This is a genomic window from Allokutzneria sp. NRRL B-24872 (assembly GCF_002155965.1).
GTDB lineage: Bacteria > Actinomycetota > Actinomycetes > Mycobacteriales > Pseudonocardiaceae > Allokutzneria.
Map to the genome: position 1 here is coordinate 151,036 of NZ_MUMH01000064.1, position 15,812 is coordinate 166,847.

Annotated in this window: 19 protein-coding genes; all 19 read left to right on the forward strand. The window is 71.4% G+C overall.

What is annotated here, in order from left to right; genetic code table 11:
- Nucleotides 1–118 precede the first annotated feature (118 nt).
- The 19 genes from CCN37_RS17985 to CCN37_RS18075 all read left to right on the forward strand — a co-directional run bounded on the left by CCN37_RS17985 (nucleotide 119) and on the right by CCN37_RS18075 (nucleotide 15,536).
- A complete protein-coding gene (locus CCN37_RS17985; RefSeq protein ID WP_086822025.1) occupies nucleotides 119–1,276 on the forward strand; it encodes an acyl-CoA dehydrogenase family protein in 1,158 nt (385 codons plus the stop codon).
- 8 nt (nucleotides 1,277–1,284) lie between these two features.
- Nucleotides 1,285–1,521 carry a glutaredoxin family protein gene (locus CCN37_RS17990; RefSeq protein ID WP_086822030.1) on the forward strand — a complete coding sequence of 79 codons (237 nt, stop codon included), beginning with the start codon at nucleotides 1,285–1,287 and terminating at the stop codon, nucleotides 1,519–1,521.
- Between the two features lie 281 nt (nucleotides 1,522–1,802).
- A complete protein-coding gene (locus CCN37_RS17995) occupies nucleotides 1,803–2,606 on the forward strand; it encodes a redox-sensing transcriptional repressor Rex (protein ID WP_086822033.1) in 804 nt (267 codons plus the stop codon).
- Nucleotides 2,603–3,946 carry a glutamyl-tRNA reductase gene (locus CCN37_RS18000; RefSeq protein ID WP_086822038.1) on the forward strand — a complete coding sequence of 448 codons (1,344 nt, stop codon included), beginning with the start codon at nucleotides 2,603–2,605 and terminating at the stop codon, nucleotides 3,944–3,946. Before CCN37_RS17995 ends, CCN37_RS18000 begins: the two co-directional genes overlap by 4 nt.
- A complete protein-coding gene (hemC, locus tag CCN37_RS18005) occupies nucleotides 3,943–4,878 on the forward strand; it encodes a hydroxymethylbilane synthase (RefSeq protein WP_086822041.1) in 936 nt (311 codons plus the stop codon). Before CCN37_RS18000 ends, hemC begins: the two co-directional genes overlap by 4 nt.
- A gap of 20 nt (nucleotides 4,879–4,898) precedes the next feature.
- Nucleotides 4,899–6,428, forward strand: coding sequence for a bifunctional uroporphyrinogen-III C-methyltransferase/uroporphyrinogen-III synthase (locus CCN37_RS18010; protein ID WP_086822043.1), 1,530 nt, complete (start codon nucleotides 4,899–4,901; stop codon nucleotides 6,426–6,428).
- 116 nt (nucleotides 6,429–6,544) lie between these two features.
- Nucleotides 6,545–7,522, forward strand: coding sequence for a porphobilinogen synthase (gene hemB / locus CCN37_RS18015; protein ID WP_086822137.1), 978 nt, complete (start codon nucleotides 6,545–6,547; stop codon nucleotides 7,520–7,522).
- Nucleotides 7,504–8,040 (forward strand): hypothetical protein, encoded by a 537-nt coding sequence (locus CCN37_RS18020; RefSeq protein WP_143261663.1) that lies wholly within the window; start codon nucleotides 7,504–7,506, stop codon nucleotides 8,038–8,040. Before hemB ends, CCN37_RS18020 begins: the two co-directional genes overlap by 19 nt.
- Nucleotides 8,041–8,097: 57 nt before the next feature.
- On the forward strand, nucleotides 8,098–8,640 hold the full coding sequence (locus tag CCN37_RS18025; protein WP_086822049.1) for a hypothetical protein: 543 nt from the start codon (nucleotides 8,098–8,100) through the stop codon (nucleotides 8,638–8,640).
- A gap of 23 nt (nucleotides 8,641–8,663) precedes the next feature.
- Entirely contained in the window at nucleotides 8,664–9,149 is a 486-nt protein-coding gene (locus CCN37_RS18030) for a hypothetical protein (protein WP_086822052.1), read from the forward strand.
- Nucleotides 9,150–9,177: 28 nt separating this feature from the next.
- Nucleotides 9,178–9,639, forward strand: coding sequence for a hypothetical protein (locus CCN37_RS18035; RefSeq protein WP_086822055.1), 462 nt, complete (start codon nucleotides 9,178–9,180; stop codon nucleotides 9,637–9,639).
- A complete protein-coding gene (locus CCN37_RS18040) occupies nucleotides 9,636–10,076 on the forward strand; it encodes a hypothetical protein (protein WP_143261664.1) in 441 nt (146 codons plus the stop codon). The genes CCN37_RS18035 and CCN37_RS18040 overlap by 4 nt, the downstream gene beginning before the upstream one ends.
- Nucleotides 10,076–10,534 carry a hypothetical protein gene (locus tag CCN37_RS18045; protein ID WP_086822060.1) on the forward strand — a complete coding sequence of 153 codons (459 nt, stop codon included), beginning with the start codon at nucleotides 10,076–10,078 and terminating at the stop codon, nucleotides 10,532–10,534. Before CCN37_RS18040 ends, CCN37_RS18045 begins: the two co-directional genes overlap by 1 nt.
- Before the next feature lie 13 nt (nucleotides 10,535–10,547).
- Nucleotides 10,548–10,847, forward strand: coding sequence for a hypothetical protein (locus CCN37_RS18050; protein WP_086822062.1), 300 nt, complete (start codon nucleotides 10,548–10,550; stop codon nucleotides 10,845–10,847).
- Nucleotides 10,848–10,867: 20 nt separating this feature from the next.
- The gene (locus tag CCN37_RS18055; protein WP_371504449.1) at nucleotides 10,868–11,572 is read left to right on the forward strand and encodes a response regulator transcription factor; all 705 of its coding nucleotides are present in this window, start codon (nucleotides 10,868–10,870) and stop codon (nucleotides 11,570–11,572) included.
- Nucleotides 11,573–11,604: 32 nt separating this feature from the next.
- Entirely contained in the window at nucleotides 11,605–12,996 is a 1,392-nt protein-coding gene (locus tag CCN37_RS18060) for a cell wall metabolism sensor histidine kinase WalK (protein ID WP_210408093.1), read from the forward strand.
- A 34-nt stretch (nucleotides 12,997–13,030) separates the two neighbouring features.
- Nucleotides 13,031–14,353, forward strand: coding sequence for a glutamate-1-semialdehyde 2,1-aminomutase (gene hemL / locus CCN37_RS18065; protein ID WP_086822070.1), 1,323 nt, complete (start codon nucleotides 13,031–13,033; stop codon nucleotides 14,351–14,353).
- A gap of 20 nt (nucleotides 14,354–14,373) precedes the next feature.
- Nucleotides 14,374–14,979, forward strand: coding sequence for a histidine phosphatase family protein (locus CCN37_RS18070; protein WP_086822140.1), 606 nt, complete (start codon nucleotides 14,374–14,376; stop codon nucleotides 14,977–14,979).
- Complete coding sequence (locus CCN37_RS18075) at nucleotides 14,976–15,536, forward strand: TlpA disulfide reductase family protein (RefSeq protein WP_086822073.1); 561 nt, start codon at nucleotides 14,976–14,978, stop codon at nucleotides 15,534–15,536. The genes CCN37_RS18070 and CCN37_RS18075 overlap by 4 nt, the downstream gene beginning before the upstream one ends.
- Nucleotides 15,537–15,812 lie beyond the last annotated feature (276 nt).

The following is a 15,812-nucleotide window of genomic DNA, read 5'->3' on the forward strand; positions in this document are numbered from 1 at the left end:
CCATCGTCAGGCAAGCGCCTAGGGCTGCGGGTGTGCACGGATAGTTGGACTTCCTAGTATCGGTGGCCCCACAATCGGACGGTCCGAGTTCTGAGCACCCGCGTGGAGGACCGCCGCGATGAGCGCGCCCGTGATCGAACGCCAGCTGCCGACCGAGGAAGCCGCCGAGCTGCTCGCGCTGACCCGCGAGCTGGCCCAGCGCGAACTGGCCCCGAAGGCGGCTGAGGCCGAGGCGACCGGGGAGTTCCCGCGCGAGGTCTTCCGCACGCTGGGCCGCTCGGGCCTGCTGGGGTTGCCGTACCCGGAGCGCTACGACGGCGGGGAACAGCCGTACGAGGTGTACCTCCAGGTCGTGGAGGAGCTGTCGCGAGCGTGGCTGGCGGTCGGCCTCGGGGTCAGCGTGCACACGCTGTCCTGCCACGCGCTGGCGAACTTCGGCACGGACGAGCAGCGCGAGCGGTGGCTGCCGTCGTTGCTGGGCGGGGAGAAGCTGGGCGCCTACTGCCTCTCGGAGCCGCACAGCGGATCGGACGCGGCGGCGCTGCGCACGAGCGCGAAGGCGGACCAGCACGGCGTCTACACGGTGCAGGGCACCAAGGCGTGGATCACGCACGCGGGAGCGGCGGACTTCTACACGTTGCTGGCGCGCACGGGGGACGACGGCCCGAAGGGGATCTCGGCGTTCCTGGTGGACGCGGACACTCCGGGGATCTCGGTGGCGCGGCCGGAGCGCAAGATGGGCATGAAGGCCTCGCTCACCGCGCAGGTGATCTTCGAGGGCGCGCAGCTCCCGGCGGAGCGGCGGCTCGGGGCCGAGGGGCAGGGCCTCAAGATCGCGTTGGAGGCGCTGGACGCGGGGCGGCTCGGGATCTCGGCGTGCGCGGTGGGCGTCGCGCAGGCCGCGCTGGACGTGGCGGTCGCCTACGCGCGGGAGCGCACGGCCTTCGGCAAGGCGATCGGGGAGTTCCAGGGCGTCTCGTTCATGCTCGCCGACGCGGCCGCGGGCATCGAGGCGGCGCGGCAGCTCTACCTGTCGGCGGCCCGGCGCAAGGACGCGGGGCAGGCGTACTCCACGCAGGCGGCGATGGCGAAGCTGATCTCCACCGACATGTGCATGAAGGTCACCACGGACATGGTCCAGGTGCTCGGCGGCGCTGGCTATGTCGAGGACTACCCGGTGGAGCGCTACATGCGCGAGGCCAAGGTGCTCCAGATCGTGGAGGGCACCAACCAGATCCAGCGCATGGTGATCGGGCGGACGCTGCTCAAGGGATGATTGAGCGCATGTCCCACGAAGTCACGCTGATGAGCCGGGCAGGCTGCCACCCCTGCGAGGTCGCCAAGGTGGAGCTGGCCCGGATCTGCGGTGAGCTGGGCGTGCCGTTGTCGGAGGTGGACGTGGACTCCGATCGCGAGCTGCGCGCGGAGTACGGGGACCGCGTCCCGGTGTTCCTGGTCGACGGCCGCGAGCACGGTTACTGGAGGGTGGAGGAGGCGCGGCTGCGGGCCGCGCTAGCCTGATCCCGGGCGGAATGCCCACATTTCGGCCTGGGAAATACCTGTTCGGGTGAGTGCTCGATGAGCTGGCCCGGGACCCCCTCCGCCGCCGCGAGTGGTCAACGACCTGCGTGTGGCCGGGTATTGTGCGGCTGGTTACGTCGGTCGGCCACGACTTTGTGCCTGCGTTCACAAGCGGCTACCGTGTGAACGTCGCCGTTGCGGCTGGAGAGCGGAAGACCCCACCTTCGCGGACGTCAGCTGCCGGGCGAACCATTTCCAGATTGCAGGCGAGGGAGAGCAGCGTGGCGGCGCAGCGGGACCAGGGGCACAACGGGGACCAGCCGCCCGCCACTGTCGCCGACGCACCCGCCCGCGAGGTCACCGCCCGCGATGTCCCGGCCGCCCGTGAGCGGGCCCGTGCCATTCCCGAGGCCGCCGTCGCCAGGCTCGCCGTCTACCTGCGGGTTCTCTCCGCGATGGGCGAGGACGGGGTCACCACGATCTCCAGCGAGGAACTGGCCGCCGCCGCCGGGGTGAACTCGGCGAAGCTGCGCAAGGACCTCTCCTACATCGGCTCCTACGGCACCCGCGGCGTCGGCTACGACGTGGACGTGCTGATCAGTGAGATCGAGCGCATTCTCGGCCTGACCCGCAAGCACAGCGTCGCGGTGGTCGGTATCGGAAACCTCGGCCACGCGCTGGCGAACTACGGCGGATTCCCGAGCAGGGGATTCCCGGTCGCCGCGCTCTTCGACGTCGATTCCGACCTGATGGGCGTCCCCGTCGGCGGCATTCCGGTCGAGCACATCGAGGACATCGAGTCGATCTGCCGCGAGCGCGAGGTCACCATCGGCGTGATCGCCACGCCGCCCTCGGTGGCTCAGGATGTTTGCGATCGTTTGGTCTCCGGCGGCGTGCAATGCATCCTGAACTTCGCACCAGTGGTTCTCGGGGTCCCCGACCACGTCGAGGTGCGCAAGGTGGACCTGGCGGTGGAGATGCAGATCCTCTCCTTCCACGTCGCCCGCCGCGCTGACGAGGCGCAGGCCGAGGTGACCGTGGACGGCACCCGGCCCGGCGTCGGCGAGGCGGTGGTCGGGCGATGACCCTGCTCGCCGTCGGTCTGTCGCACCGCACCGCACCGGTCCGCGTCCTGGAACGCGCCGCTGTCTCCGGTGACGAGGCCGGGAAGCTGCTGGACGAGCTGCTGCGCTGCCCCAACGTCTCCGAGGCCGTGCTGGTCGCGACCTGCAACCGCGTCGAGGTCTACGCGGTCGTCGACGCTTTCCACGGCGGCCTCGCGGACGTCTCCGGCGTGCTCGCGCGCCAGGCGGGCACCGACGTCGGCCAGCTGTCGGCGCACCTGTACGTGCACTACGCGGCGCGCGCCGTCGAGCACCTGTTCCGGGTCGCCTCCGGGCTGGACTCCATGGTGGTCGGCGAGGCCCAGGTCCTCGGGCAGCTGCGCACCGCCTACGGCGAGGCCGACAAGGCCGGGACCGTCGGCAAGGTCCTGCACGAGCTGGTCCAGCAGGCCCTGCGGGTCGGCAAGCGCGTGCACAGCGAGACCGGTATCGACCACGCCGGGGCCTCGCTGGTCACCGAAGCCCTCGCCGATGCCGCCGCCGTGCTGGGCACGCTGTCCGGCCGCCGCGCGCTGATCGTCGGCTCCGGTGCGATGGGCGGGCTGGCCGCGGCGCACCTGCGCCGCGCGGGCGTGGCGGAGATCGTCGTCGCCAACCGCACCCCGGAGAACGGGCAGCGGCTGGCGGAGATCATCGCCGCCGAGGGCGTCGCCGCGCGCGCAACGGGCCTGTCGGAGCTGGACGTCGAGCTGGCGACGGCGGACGTGGTGTTCGCGTGCACCGGTGCCACCGAGGTGGTCATCGACGCGGGCATGCTCGCCGGGGCCAGCCGCGACATCGTGCTCTGCGACCTCGGCCTGCCCCGCGACATCGACCCGGCCGCCGCCGAGGTGCCCGGTGTGCGCGTGGTGGACCTGGAGAGCCTCCAGGCCCGGCTCAGCGACGCCGAGGCGGGTGCGGACACCAGGCTCGCCACCGAACTCGTCGCGGAGGAGGTGCGCGCCTACCTGGCCGCGCAGCGCTCCGCCGCGGTGACCCCGACCGTGACCGCGCTGCGCAGGCGCGCCGCCGAGGTGGTCGACGCCGAGCTGCTGAGGCTGTCGACGCGGCTGCCGGAGCTGGCGCCCGAGGTGCGCGACGAGCTGTCGCTGACGGTGCGCCGCGTGGTGGACAAGCTGCTGCACACCCCGACCGTGCGGGTGAAGCAGCTCGCCTCCGCGCCCGGCGGCTCCGACTACGCGGACGCGCTCCGCGAGCTGTTCGCGCTCGACCCGCAGGCCCCTGCCGCGGTCGGCGCACTCGATCCCTTTACCCATGGCGTCCACAGTGGACAGTCCGAACAGGACGGTGATATCCGGTGAAGCCGAGACTGCGGATCGGGACGCGCGGCAGCGCGCTCGCTCTGGCGCAGACCGGCCTGATCGCCGCGGCGCTGGAGCGCGCGGGAGCAGAGATCGAGACGGTCGTCGTGAGCACCCCGGGGGACCGGTCGAGCGCTCCGATCGCCGAGATCGGGGTCGGGGTGTTCACCTCGGCACTGCGCGACGCGCTGGCGGCGAACGAGATCGACGTGGCCGTGCACTCCTACAAGGACCTGCCGACCGCGCCGGACCCCCGGCTCGTGCTGGCGGCGGTGCCCCCTCGCGAGGACCCGAGGGACGCGCTGTGCGCAAGGGACAACCTGACCCTCGGGGAGCTGCCGGTCGGCTCCACGGTGGGCACGGGATCGCCGCGGCGGGCCGCTCAGCTGGAGGCCCTCGGCCTCGGGCTGACCGTGGTTCCGTTGCGCGGCAACGTGGACACCCGGCTCGGCAAGGTCACCTCAGGTGAACTCGACGCCGTGGTGCTCGCGAGGGCCGGACTCGCCCGCCTCGGCAGGCTCGACGAGATCAGCGAGACGCTGGACCCGTTGCAGATGCTGCCCGCGCCCGCACAGGGCGCGCTGGCGGTGGAGTGCCGGATCGACGACGTCGACGTGGAGCACCTGATCCGCTCCACGCTCGACGACGAGGCCAGTCGCGCCGCGGTTACCGCGGAGCGCGCGATGCTCGCCAGGTTGGAGGCGGGCTGCAGCGCTCCTGTCGGGGCACTGGCCGATGTGGTCGAGGACCTCGACGACGACGGGCGCACCGTGCTGCGCCTGTCGTTGCGAGGAGTCGCGGCGACCCCCCACGGGGACATGCTGCGCGCCTCGGCCATCGGAAACACGACAGCTGCTGAGCAGCTCGGCCGCGCGGTGGCCGAGGAACTGCTCGACCTCGGGGCCGCGGTGCTCAGCGGCCCAGGGGAGTGAATGGGAATGGGGATTGCCTGATGACCCGCGCTCGCAAGACCCCAGGACGGGTGGCCTTCGTCGGTTCCGGACCTGGTGATCTCGGTCTGCTGACCGTCCGGGCCCAGGAGCTGTTGACCAGGGCCGAACTCGTGGTCACCGACCCGGACGTCCCGGTGGAGGTCGCCGCCCTGGTTCCGGAGACGGCCGAGGTCCGGCCCGCGGTGGGCGAGCCCGCCGACGTGGCCAAGGACCTGGTGAACGAGGCCAAGAACGGCCGCTCTGTGGTCCGGCTCGTCGCCGGTGACCCGCTGACCGCCGACGCGGTGGTCGAGGAGGCCGCCTCCGTCGCCAAGTCCACCATCGCCTTCGACGTGGTCCCCGGCGTCGCCGCGGGCACCGCGGTCCCGGCCTACGCCGGTGTCGCGCTCGGCGCGGTGCACACCGAGGCCGACGTGCGCGGCAGCGTGGACTGGGCCGCACTGGCCGCCGCTCCGGGCACCCTGGTGCTGCACGCCTCGGCCAGCCACCTCGCCGAGGCGGCGTCCTCGCTGGTGGAGCAGGGCCTCGCACCGCAGACCCCGGTCTCGGTGACCACCGAGGGCACCTCCTGCGCGCAGAAGACCGTCGACACCGCGCTGGCCTCGCTCGCCAGCGACGCCGGTGACCTCGCAGGCCCGCTCGTGGTGACCGTCGGCGGAGCCGTCGCGAACCGGGCGAAGCTGTCCTGGTGGGAGTCGCGGGCGCTCTACGGCTGGCGCGTCCTGGTGCCCCGCACCAAGGAGCAGGCCGGCGCGATGAGCGAGCGCCTCCGGTCGCACGGCGCCATCCCGGTCGAGGTGCCGACGATCTCGGTGGAGCCGCCGCGCAGCCCCGCGCAGATGGAGCGCGCGGTCAAGGGCCTGGTGGACGGCCGCTACCAGTGGGTCGTGTTCACCTCGACCAACGCGGTCCGCGCGGTGTGGGAGAAGTTCGCCGAGTTCGGCTTGGACGCCCGCGCGTTCTCCGGCGTGAAGATCGCCTGCATCGGCGAGGCCACGGCGGCGAAGGTGCGCTCCTTCGGCATCATCCCCGAGCTGGTCCCCTCCGGGGAGCAGTCCAGCGAGGGCCTGCTCGCCGAGTTCCCGCCGCACGACGACATCCTGGACCCGGTCGACCGGGTGCTGCTGCCCAGGGCGGACATCGCCACGGAGACGCTGGCCGCCGGGATGCGCGAGCGCGGCTGGGAGATCGACGACGTCACCGCCTACCGCACCGTGCGCGCGGCCCCGCCGCCTGCGGACACCCGCGAGATGATCAAGACCGGTGGCTTCGACGCGGTGTGCTTCACCTCGTCCTCCACCGTCCGCAACCTGGTGGGCATCGCGGGCAAGCCGCACGCCCGCACCCTGGTGGCGTGCATCGGCCCGCAGACGGCCGAGACCGCCAAGGAGTTCGGCCTGCGCGTGGACGTGCAGCCGGACCTCGCCCAGGTGCCCGCACTGGTCGACGCGCTCGCCGAGCACGCCAACCGGCTGCGCGCGGAGGGTGCTCTGCCGCCCCCGCGCAAGACCAAGCGCGCCCGCCGCTGACCGCGGTTCCAGCAGTGCCACCGCGGCCCCGGGCGTGTCCTCGCCCGGGGCCGCTTTGTCTTCACCGCGCCGCTTTGGCTTCACAGCAAGGTTTCCCGAGAAGGGAAGTAGTGCCCGTGTTCCCCACCCACCGCCCGCGCCGACTGCGCCGCAACCCGGCGATCCGCAGGCTCGTCGCCGAGACCACCGTCGAGCCGCGCCAGCTCGTGCTGCCGATGTTCGTCAAGGAAGGCGCCCGCGAGCCGGTCGCGATCCGCTCGATGCCCGGCGTCTTCCAGCACACCCGTGACTCGCTGCGCAAGGCCGCCGCGGAGGCGGTGGAGGCGGGGGTCGGCGGGCTGATGCTCTTCGGCGTCCCCGAGACCCGTGACGCCACGGGCTCCGGCGGCATCGACCCCGACGGCATCCTCAACGTGGCCCTGCGCGACGTCCGCGCCGAGGTCGGCGACGCCACCGTGCTGATGTCCGACTGCTGCCTGGACGAGTTCACCGACCACGGGCACTGCGGCGTGCTGGCCCCGGACGGCTCGGTGGACAACGACGCGACGCTGAGCATCTACGGCGAGATGGCCGTGGCGCAGGCCGAATCCGGCGCCCACCTCATCGGCCCCAGCGGGATGATGGACGGCCAGGTCGGCATCATCCGCGAAGCGCTGGACCGCGCGGGCCTGCTGGACACCGGCATCCTCGCGTACTCGGCGAAGTACTCCTCGGCGTTCTACGGCCCGTTCCGCGAGGCGGTGGAGTCGCAGCTCAAGGGCGACCGCAAGACCTACCAGCAGGACAGCGCCAACGTCCGCGAGTCCCTGCGCGAGGTGCAGCTCGACCTCGCCGAGGGCGCCGACGTGGTGATGGTCAAGCCCGCCGGGGCCTACCTCGACGTGATCCGCGCGATCGCCGAGATCTCCGACGTTCCCGTTGCGGCGTACCAGATCTCCGGTGAGTACGCGATGATCGAGGCCGCCGCGGCCAACGGCTGGATCGACCGCAAGCCCGCCGTGCTGGAGACGCTGACCTCGATCAGGCGCGCCGGCGCGGACGTCATCCTCACCTACTGGGCAGTGGAAGCCGCGCAGTGGCTGAACCAGAGGTGACCTCGGAGCAGGCCCCAGCCCCGGCCCCGCAGCCGTTGCAGCTGGCCCGGGTGCTCTGGATCGCCAGCACGGTGGTCAGCATGGGCCGGGCCCTCACCAAGCTCTCCGACCGCGAAGCGATCATGAACCAGCTCCAGGCCATGCGCCCGGACCTGCCCTTCGACCAGGTCGACTCGGCGGCTTCGGCCTCGGTGTTCATGGGGTTGGCGCTGTCGCTGGGCTTCATCGCGATCTACGCGTGGCTGTCCTCGCGGATGCTGGCGGGTTTCCCGTGGGCGCGGATGGTGCTGGTCGTGTTCGGGGTGATCGGCGTGAGCCTCAACGTGCTCGGGCTCGTGGGGCTGGCCGGTGGGGTGACCGCGACGGCGGGGCTCCAGGTGACGGCGCTGGACGTGGTCTTCGGGACGACCGTGCTCGCGCTGGACGCCACCGCGCTCGTGCTGATGTTCCGGCGGGAGTCGCTGGCGTACTTCGCGAAGATGGCGCCGCTGCGCATGCCCCGGCGCCCGTTGCGCTGAGTTACCCGGTCGGGCGATTTTGGTAACGGTCCGTGGTTCGCGGCGGATGTCGAGGGTGTGACCACTGCTCCTGACCCGTCGTCGCTGCCCTCGGCCCCGGAGATCTCTGCCCCGGAGATCGACGACGGTCGGCGCGCGCCCGTGCGGCCCCGTGAGGTGGTGATCTCGTTCTGGGCGTGGATCGCGGCCGCCGCGCTGGAGGTCGTGCTCATCCCGCTGGTGCTCGCCGACGGGCACCTGCTGACCGATGAGGCCCTGGACGAGGAGCGCGCGGGCGCGGTGCTGCGCGGCGACTCGGTGCAGCTGGACTCCGGCGTGGTCCGCTTCGGCGCCGGGGTGGTGATCGGGGTGGTGTGCGTCGCGGTGCTCGCGCTGGCCGCCGCCTACGTGTGGTTCGCGCTGCGGATGCTCGCCGGGCGGGGGTGGGCGCGCGTGGTGCTGATCGGGCTGACGGTGGTCTCCGCCGTGTCCTCGTTCTGGGTCGACACCGACTGGTACGGCATGAGCATGGTCGGGCTGTCGGTCTTCGCGACGCTGCTGATGGTGATGCCGACCGCGAACGCTTACTTCGCCGAACCTCGAAGCCGGGGACAGGTATGAGGGTTCGCCAATAATTTTCACGAATGACTGAGCAGCAGCGGCTCCCGCGACCGAAGACGGTCGAGTTCGCCTTCCGGTTGAGCGTGGTCAGCGCGCTCAGCGCGTTCGTGTCGCTCGCCTACTACTTCGCCCAGCGCGAGGACGTGGTCGCCATGCTCAGCCACGTCGTCCGGCGCTTCGATTTCGTCCCGTCGGAGCGCCAGGAGGCATACGTCCAGGACATGGTCAACAACGCCATGACCATGTCGGTGGTCGTGACGGTGATCCTCGCGGGAGTGCTCGTGACCTTCGCGATCCTGATGCGACAGCGGAAGAACTGGGCCCGGATCGTGCTGACGGTGGTGTTGGTGTTCGGGCTCGCCGGAATGCAGGCCACCGTCAACGGCGTGGCGCTCAGCGCGCCGGGGTTCTTGGCGCTGTTCGTCTTCGCGGTGAACATCGCGGTGATCGTGCTGCTGTACGTGCCCGCGTCCAACCGCTACTTCGCCAAGCCCGAGCTCCAGGGGTGATCCGGCGGCGGTCGGCTACCGTGCACGCGTGACCACGCCCCAGCCGCGCCCGAAGACCGTCGAGGTCGCGTTCTGGCTCAGCGTGGTCGCCGTGGTCATCGCGCTCACGACGCTGGGGGTCGTCCTCTCGGCGATCCACCTGGGCAGCTCGCTGGTCGACGCGGCCAACGACGCGCCGCCCGGCGGGTTCCTCAAGGCGTTCGCGGACGCCTTCGGCGGTTCGATGCTGTTCGCCGCCGTCGTGAACGGGGTTGTTGCCGCACTGGCGCTGACGGTCGTGGGCATGATGCGCGGCGGGAAGAACTGGGCTCGCGCCGTGGTCACTGTGCTGTGCGTTGGTGGCCTCGGCTGGCTGATGACCAGCCGTCACGGCGTGGACCTCAGCTCGCCCAGTGCGTTTGCGCTGATCACGATCGCCACCATCGTCGCGGTGCCCGTGCTGCTGTACGCGCCCGCCTCCAACCGCTACTTCGCGAGGCCCCGAGCATGAGCAAAGAACCGGCAGTGTCGGCCAAGTCCGTGCGCACCGCAGTCGCCGTGTGGCTGGCGCTGTCGACCTTCTGCGCGCTGGACGTGCTGCTCACCTGGTTGGAGCAGAGCAACATCCGCAAGGCGGTCGCTGACGCCGGGATCGTCCCGCCGGAGAGCGTCGACGCGTTCCTGAACAACGTGCTCTGGCAGAAGACGATCTTCCAGCTGGGCTTCGCGGTGGTCTACATCATCCTGGCGGTGTTGCTGCGCAAGGGATTCGCGTGGACGCGGGTCGCGCTGATCGCGGCCTCGGTGTTCCACGTGTTCCTGCTGCTCTCCGGCGGCTCGTTCAACGCCGTGCTGATCCTGATCATCGCGCTGGTGACCGGCGCGCTGATGATGACCTGGCGGCAGCCGACCACGGACTGGCTGGCCACGGCCCGCGAAGCGCGCTGATGCGGCCGGGCTTCGACGAGCCCGCTCCCGTGCTCTACGCCGAGCGCGGGGCGAGCTGGTGGCCGGTGCTCTGGGGCCCGGCGTTCTGCCTGGTCGGCGTGGTCGTGGAACTGCTGCGGCCGGGCGGGATGGGACTGGGCACGTGGGTGCTGGTCGCGCTCGCGTTCACCGTCGCGGCGGCGGTGTGGGTGCGTGCGCGGCGGGCGATCGGCGCGGTGGAGCTGACGCCGTTCGTGCTGCGCCAGGGCCGGGAGGACCTTCCGGTCGAGCGGATCGAGGCGGTCACCGACGTGGGCGCCCAGGTCGGCGCGAAGGTGCTCGGCGGGGGGTGGAGCGTGCCGAAGGGCGCGACGGCGCTGCCGATCCGGCTCGACGACGGGGCCGTGGTGCTGGCGTGGGCGCGCGACGCGCAAGCCCTGCGGGACGCCCTGATCCGGCTCCTGGAACGGCCGTCGTGAGAGGCTAGGCGCCATGGTCGAACACCGGGAACCGCGCCTGCACCAGCCCAAGCGCTGGTGGATCGTCGGCGCGGAGGTCGTGCTCGCGGTCGTGTTCGTCCTCATCGCGGTCTGGGCGTGGCAGCGCGGCATCGTGCCCATGGAGTACCCCAGGCAGAGCGGCCAGCCGTTCCAGTTGGAGCGGTACGAGGGGCAGTGGTGGATGCTCGCGGCGGGCCTGTGCACGGCGGCCGGATTGCTGGTGCTGGACGCTGTTCGCCAGGCGCTGCTGGCCAAGCGCGGCAAGTTCGAGCCGGTCGAGCTGGCTGACTGACTGACAGTGGCTGACTGATCGTGGCTGACGACAGGGTGCGCGTGCTCGTCGTCGACGACGAGCCGGCCATCCGGGACCTTCTCGCGGCGAGCCTGGGCTACGCGGGCTTCAAGGTCCGCACCGCTGCGGACGGGGCCGACGCGCTCGCCGTCGCCGAACTGGACCGCCCGGACCTCGTGGTGCTGGACGTGATGCTGCCGGACATGAGCGGCTTCGAGGTGATCAGCGCGTTGCGCGCGACGGGCGGCCGGGTTCCCGTGCTGTTCCTGACCGCACGCGACGCCGCGGAGGACAAGGTCACCGGGCTGACCCTCGGCGGCGACGACTACGTCACCAAGCCGTTCAGCCTCGAAGAGGTGATCGCGAGGGTGGAGGCGGTGCTCCGGCGCAGTCGCGCGCCAAGCCCGGAACTGCGGAAAGTGTTGCGCTGCGCGGACTTGGAGCTCGACGAGGACGCCTACGTGGTGCGCCGCGCCGGTGAGCCGGTGCGGTTGTCGCCGACGGAGTTCAAGCTGCTGCACCACCTGCTCAGCAACGCGGGCAAGGTGCTGTCGCGGGCATCGATCCTGGACGCGGTGTGGCGCTACGACTTCGGCGGCGAGGCCGGGGTGGTCGAGTCCTACATCTCCTACCTGCGCAGGAAGGTCGACTCGACGCAGCCGCGGCTGATCCACACCGTGCGCGGCATCGGTTACGTGCTGCGCGAGCCGCCGGGAACCCGGTGATGCGCGCCTGGTTCCGGTCCAGGCTCGACCGCGTGCCCCTGCGCTCGCAGCTCGTCGTCGGCCTGTCCGTGCTGGTCGCTGGCGGCATGGTCGTGGTCGGTCTGCTGGCGGTCGCGGCCGTGCGCAACAACTTGCAGTCCCAGGTCGACAAGCGGCTCTCGGAGATCGACGTGAGCCAGCTCGACCTGCGCCCGCCCGGACGCGGGTCACCCACGGGCAGCCGCGCGCACCTGCCCGGCACGTTCCTGGTCCAGGCCACCGACGCCACCGGGCGCGTGCTCGCCGAGCAGCGGATGGTCGACGTCCAGTTCCAGGGCAGCCCGGTGCTCGCCGGAGTGCTGCCGCGCGGGCTCGCCACCGTGCCGTCCACAGTGGACGGTGGGTCGTGGCGGATCATGGTGCGGGACGCGGGCGGCGGCAGGTTCTTCGTGACAGCGTCCACTTTGGACGACGTGGAGGACGTGGTCGAGGCGCTGGCGATCACGCTGCTGGCGATCGGCGGCATCGTGCTGACGCTGCTCGGCGCGCTCGGCCAGACCCTCGTCCGGGCCAGCCTGCGCCCGCTGGACGAGGTGCGGGAGACGGCGCAGCGCATCGCCGACGGGGACCTCTCCAGCCGCGTGCCCGCGCGGCCGGAGAGCACCGAGGTCGGCGGATTGGCGGCGGCGCTCAACACGATGCTCGTGCGGATCGAGGACTCCTTCAGCGCGCAACGGCGTTCCGAGGAGGCCGCGCGGCGCTCGGAGGAGCGGATGCGGCGGTTCGTCGCCGACGCCAGCCACGAGCTGCGAACGCCGCTGACCTCGATCAGGGGCTACGCGGAGCTGTACCGCCAGGGTGCGGCGACCGATCCGGAACAACCGTTGCGCCGCATCGAGGACGAGGCCGCGCGGATGGGGCTGCTCGTCGACGACCTCCTCCTGCTCGCGCGTCTGGACCAGGAGCGTTCGCGGCGTGACGACCTGGTCGACCTGGCCGTGCTCGCGGTGGACGCGGTCGCCGACGCGCACGCCGTCGAGCCGGGGCGGCAGGTGCGGCTGAAGCTGGGGGAACCGAGCGGGCTGACCGTGCGCGGTGACGAGGACCAGCTGCGGCAGGTGCTCGCGAACCTCGTCGGCAACGCGCTCCGGCACACCTCCGAGGAGGTCGAGGTCGCTGCGCGCCCGGACGGCGAGGACGTCGTGCTGAGCGTGACCGACCACGGACCCGGACTCGCGGCGGAGGACGCTGAGCGGATCTTCGAGCGCTTCTACCGCGCGGACGCGGGGCGCAGCAGGAGCAGCGGCGGTGGCACCGGGCTCGGGCTGGCCATCGTGGCGGCGATCGTGGCTTCGCACGGCGGAGAAGTCGCTGTGCGGACGGCTCCCGGCGAGGGCGCGAGCTTCGAGGTGCGGTTGCGTGGGGCACGTCACGGGGGCTCGTGACGGAGCACCGCACGCCGGTTGCCACACTGGAGGGGTGACCGCACACTCCGGTTCCGAGACATCCGCAGCCCTGTTCAAGCGCGCGTCCGCCGCGACGCCGGGCGGGGTGAACTCGCCGGTCCGCGCCTTCCACTCGGTCGGGGGGACGCCGAGGTTCATGGTGCGCGGCGAGGGCCCGCACCTCTTCGACGCCGACGGCAACCGCTACGTCGACCTGGTCGCGTCGTGGGGTCCGATGATCTTGGGGCACGCGCACCCGGCCGTGGTCGACGCCGTCCAGCGCGCCGCCTCCGCCGGCCTGTCCTTCGGCACGCCGACCGAGGGCGAGATCGAGCTGGCCGAAGAGCTGATCGCGCGGGTCGAGCCCGTCGAGCAGGTGCGCCTGGTCAACTCCGGCACCGAGGCGACGATGAGCGCCATCCGCCTCGCGCGCGGTTTCACCGGGCGCCGCAAGGTGGTCAAGTTCGCCGGGTGCTACCACGGGCACGTCGACGCGCTGCTCGCCCAGGCGGGCTCCGGCGTGGCCACGCTCGGCCTGCCGACCACGCCCGGCGTGACCGGCGCGCAGGCCGAGGACACGCTCGTGCTGCCCTACAACGACCTCGACGCGGTGCGGGCGGCCTTCGCCTCGCACGGCGCCGACATCGCCTGCGTGATCACCGAGGCGGCGCCGGGCAACATGGGCGCCATCGCGCCGGAGCCGGGCTTCAACGCCGGGCTGCGTTCGCTGTGCCACGAGAACGGCGCGCTGCTCGTCATGGACGAGGTGATGACCGGCTTCCGCGTCTCCTCGGCGGGGTGGTTCGGCGTCGAGGGCGTCGCGGGCGACCTCTACACCTTCGGCAAGGTCATGTCCGGTGGTCTTCCGGCTGCGGCGTTCGGCGGCCGTGCCGACGTGATGGCCAAGCTCGCTCCGGCTGGCCCCGTCTACCAGGCGGGCACGCTCTCCGGGAACCCCGTCGCCGTCGCTGCTGGCCTCGCCACGCTGCGCGCCGCCGACGCCGAGGTCTACCGGGCACTGGACCGCAACGCACGCAAGCTCGGGCAGCTGTTCACCGACGCGCTCACCGCCGAGGGCGTCGCGCACCGCGTGCAGTACGCGGGCAACCTGGTCAGCGTGTTCTTCACCGAGGACCCGGTGCGCGACTACGAGGGCGCCAAGGCCGCGCAGACCTGGCGCTTCCCGCCGTTCTTCCACGCGCTGCTGGAGCGCGGAGTCTACGCGCCGCCGAGCGCCTTCGAGGCGTGGTTCGTCTCCGCTGCGCTCGACGACGACGCGTTCAACGTGATCACCGAAGCCCTGCCGCACGCCGCCGCCGCGGCTGCCGCCGCCGCCCGCGAGGAGGACAAGGCGTGACCAAGACCGTTGTCCACGTGATGCGGCACGGCGAGGTCTACAACCCGCAGGGCATCCTCTACGGCCGCCTCCCCGGGTTCCGCCTCTCCGGTGCCGGCCAGCAGCAGGCCAAGCTCGTCGCCGAGTTCCTGACCGACCACGACATCGTGCACGTGGTCGCATCGCCCCTGGAACGCGCGCAGCAGACCGCGCGGCCGCTGGTGGAGTCGCACCACCTGGAGCTCGCGACCGATGACCGGCTGATCGAGTCGGCGAACAAGTTCGAGGGCATGCGGGTCGCGGTCGGCGACGGCGCGCTGCGCTCGCCCGCGAACTGGCCGAAGCTGTACAACCCGTTCCGCCCGTCCTGGGGCGAGCCGTACTTCAAGATCGCGCACCGGATGCTCGGCGCCGTGCAGCGCGCGAGGGCCGTCGCGGCCGGACACGAGGCTGTCGTGGTCTCCCACCAGCTGCCGATCTGGACGCTGCGGCGGTTCCTGGAGGGCAGGCGGCTCTGGCACGATCCGCGCCGCAGGCAGTGCTCGCTGGCCTCGCTGACGTCGCTGATCTTCGAGGACGAGCAGCTGGTGAAGATCGTCTACGCCGAGCCGGTCGGCAAGACCGACCCGAGGGTGACCGGGGCATGAGATTCTTCCTGGCCGCGTTGGCGCTGCTGCTGGTGGCGGGCTGCGACGCGGCGCCGGGCGACGAGTTCACCTTCGTGGCGCCCGGCGGGCAGACCAAGATCTTCTACGACGGTGCCGACCGCAAGAAGCTCCCCGCGATCGAGGGCGAGAGCTTGTTGGAGGAGGGCAAGACGATCAAGGTCTCGGACTACCGGGACGAGGTCGTCGTGCTCAACATCTGGGGCGCGTGGTGCGTGGCCTGCCGCACCGAGGCCGACGACCTGGAGCGCGTGCACCAGCAGACCAAGGACTCCGGAGTGCGGTTCCTCGGCATCGACGTGAAGGACCCCTCGCGCACCGCCCCCGCCGACTTCCTCCGCGACCGCAAGATCACCTACCCGTCGATCTACGACCCGGCCGGGCGCTCGCTCCTGGCGCTGCGCAACTACCCGCGCAACATCGTGCCGTCGACCATCGTCCTCGACCGGCAGCACCGCGTCGCGGCCATCCTGCTCACCGACCTCCTCGACACCGACCTCCTCCCGGTCGTCCAGCGCATCGCCGCCGAACCCCGCTGACCCCGTCCACCTGAATGACTCCTTCACCACGTTGAACGTGCTGAATGACTCGTTCAGCACGTTGGACCACGCGAATGACTCGTTCAGCACGTTCAACCACATGAACGAGTCATTGAGGCGCTCGTGAAGCCCTGAACGGGTCGTTTGGTGCGTTCAAGTACCTGAACGGGTCGTTCAGGGCGTTGAGGGGAAGCACCTGAATGAGTCATTGGGGGCGCTCAAGTACCTCAATGACTCATTCAGTCCGTTGAAGTACCTCAATGAGTCATTCAGCGC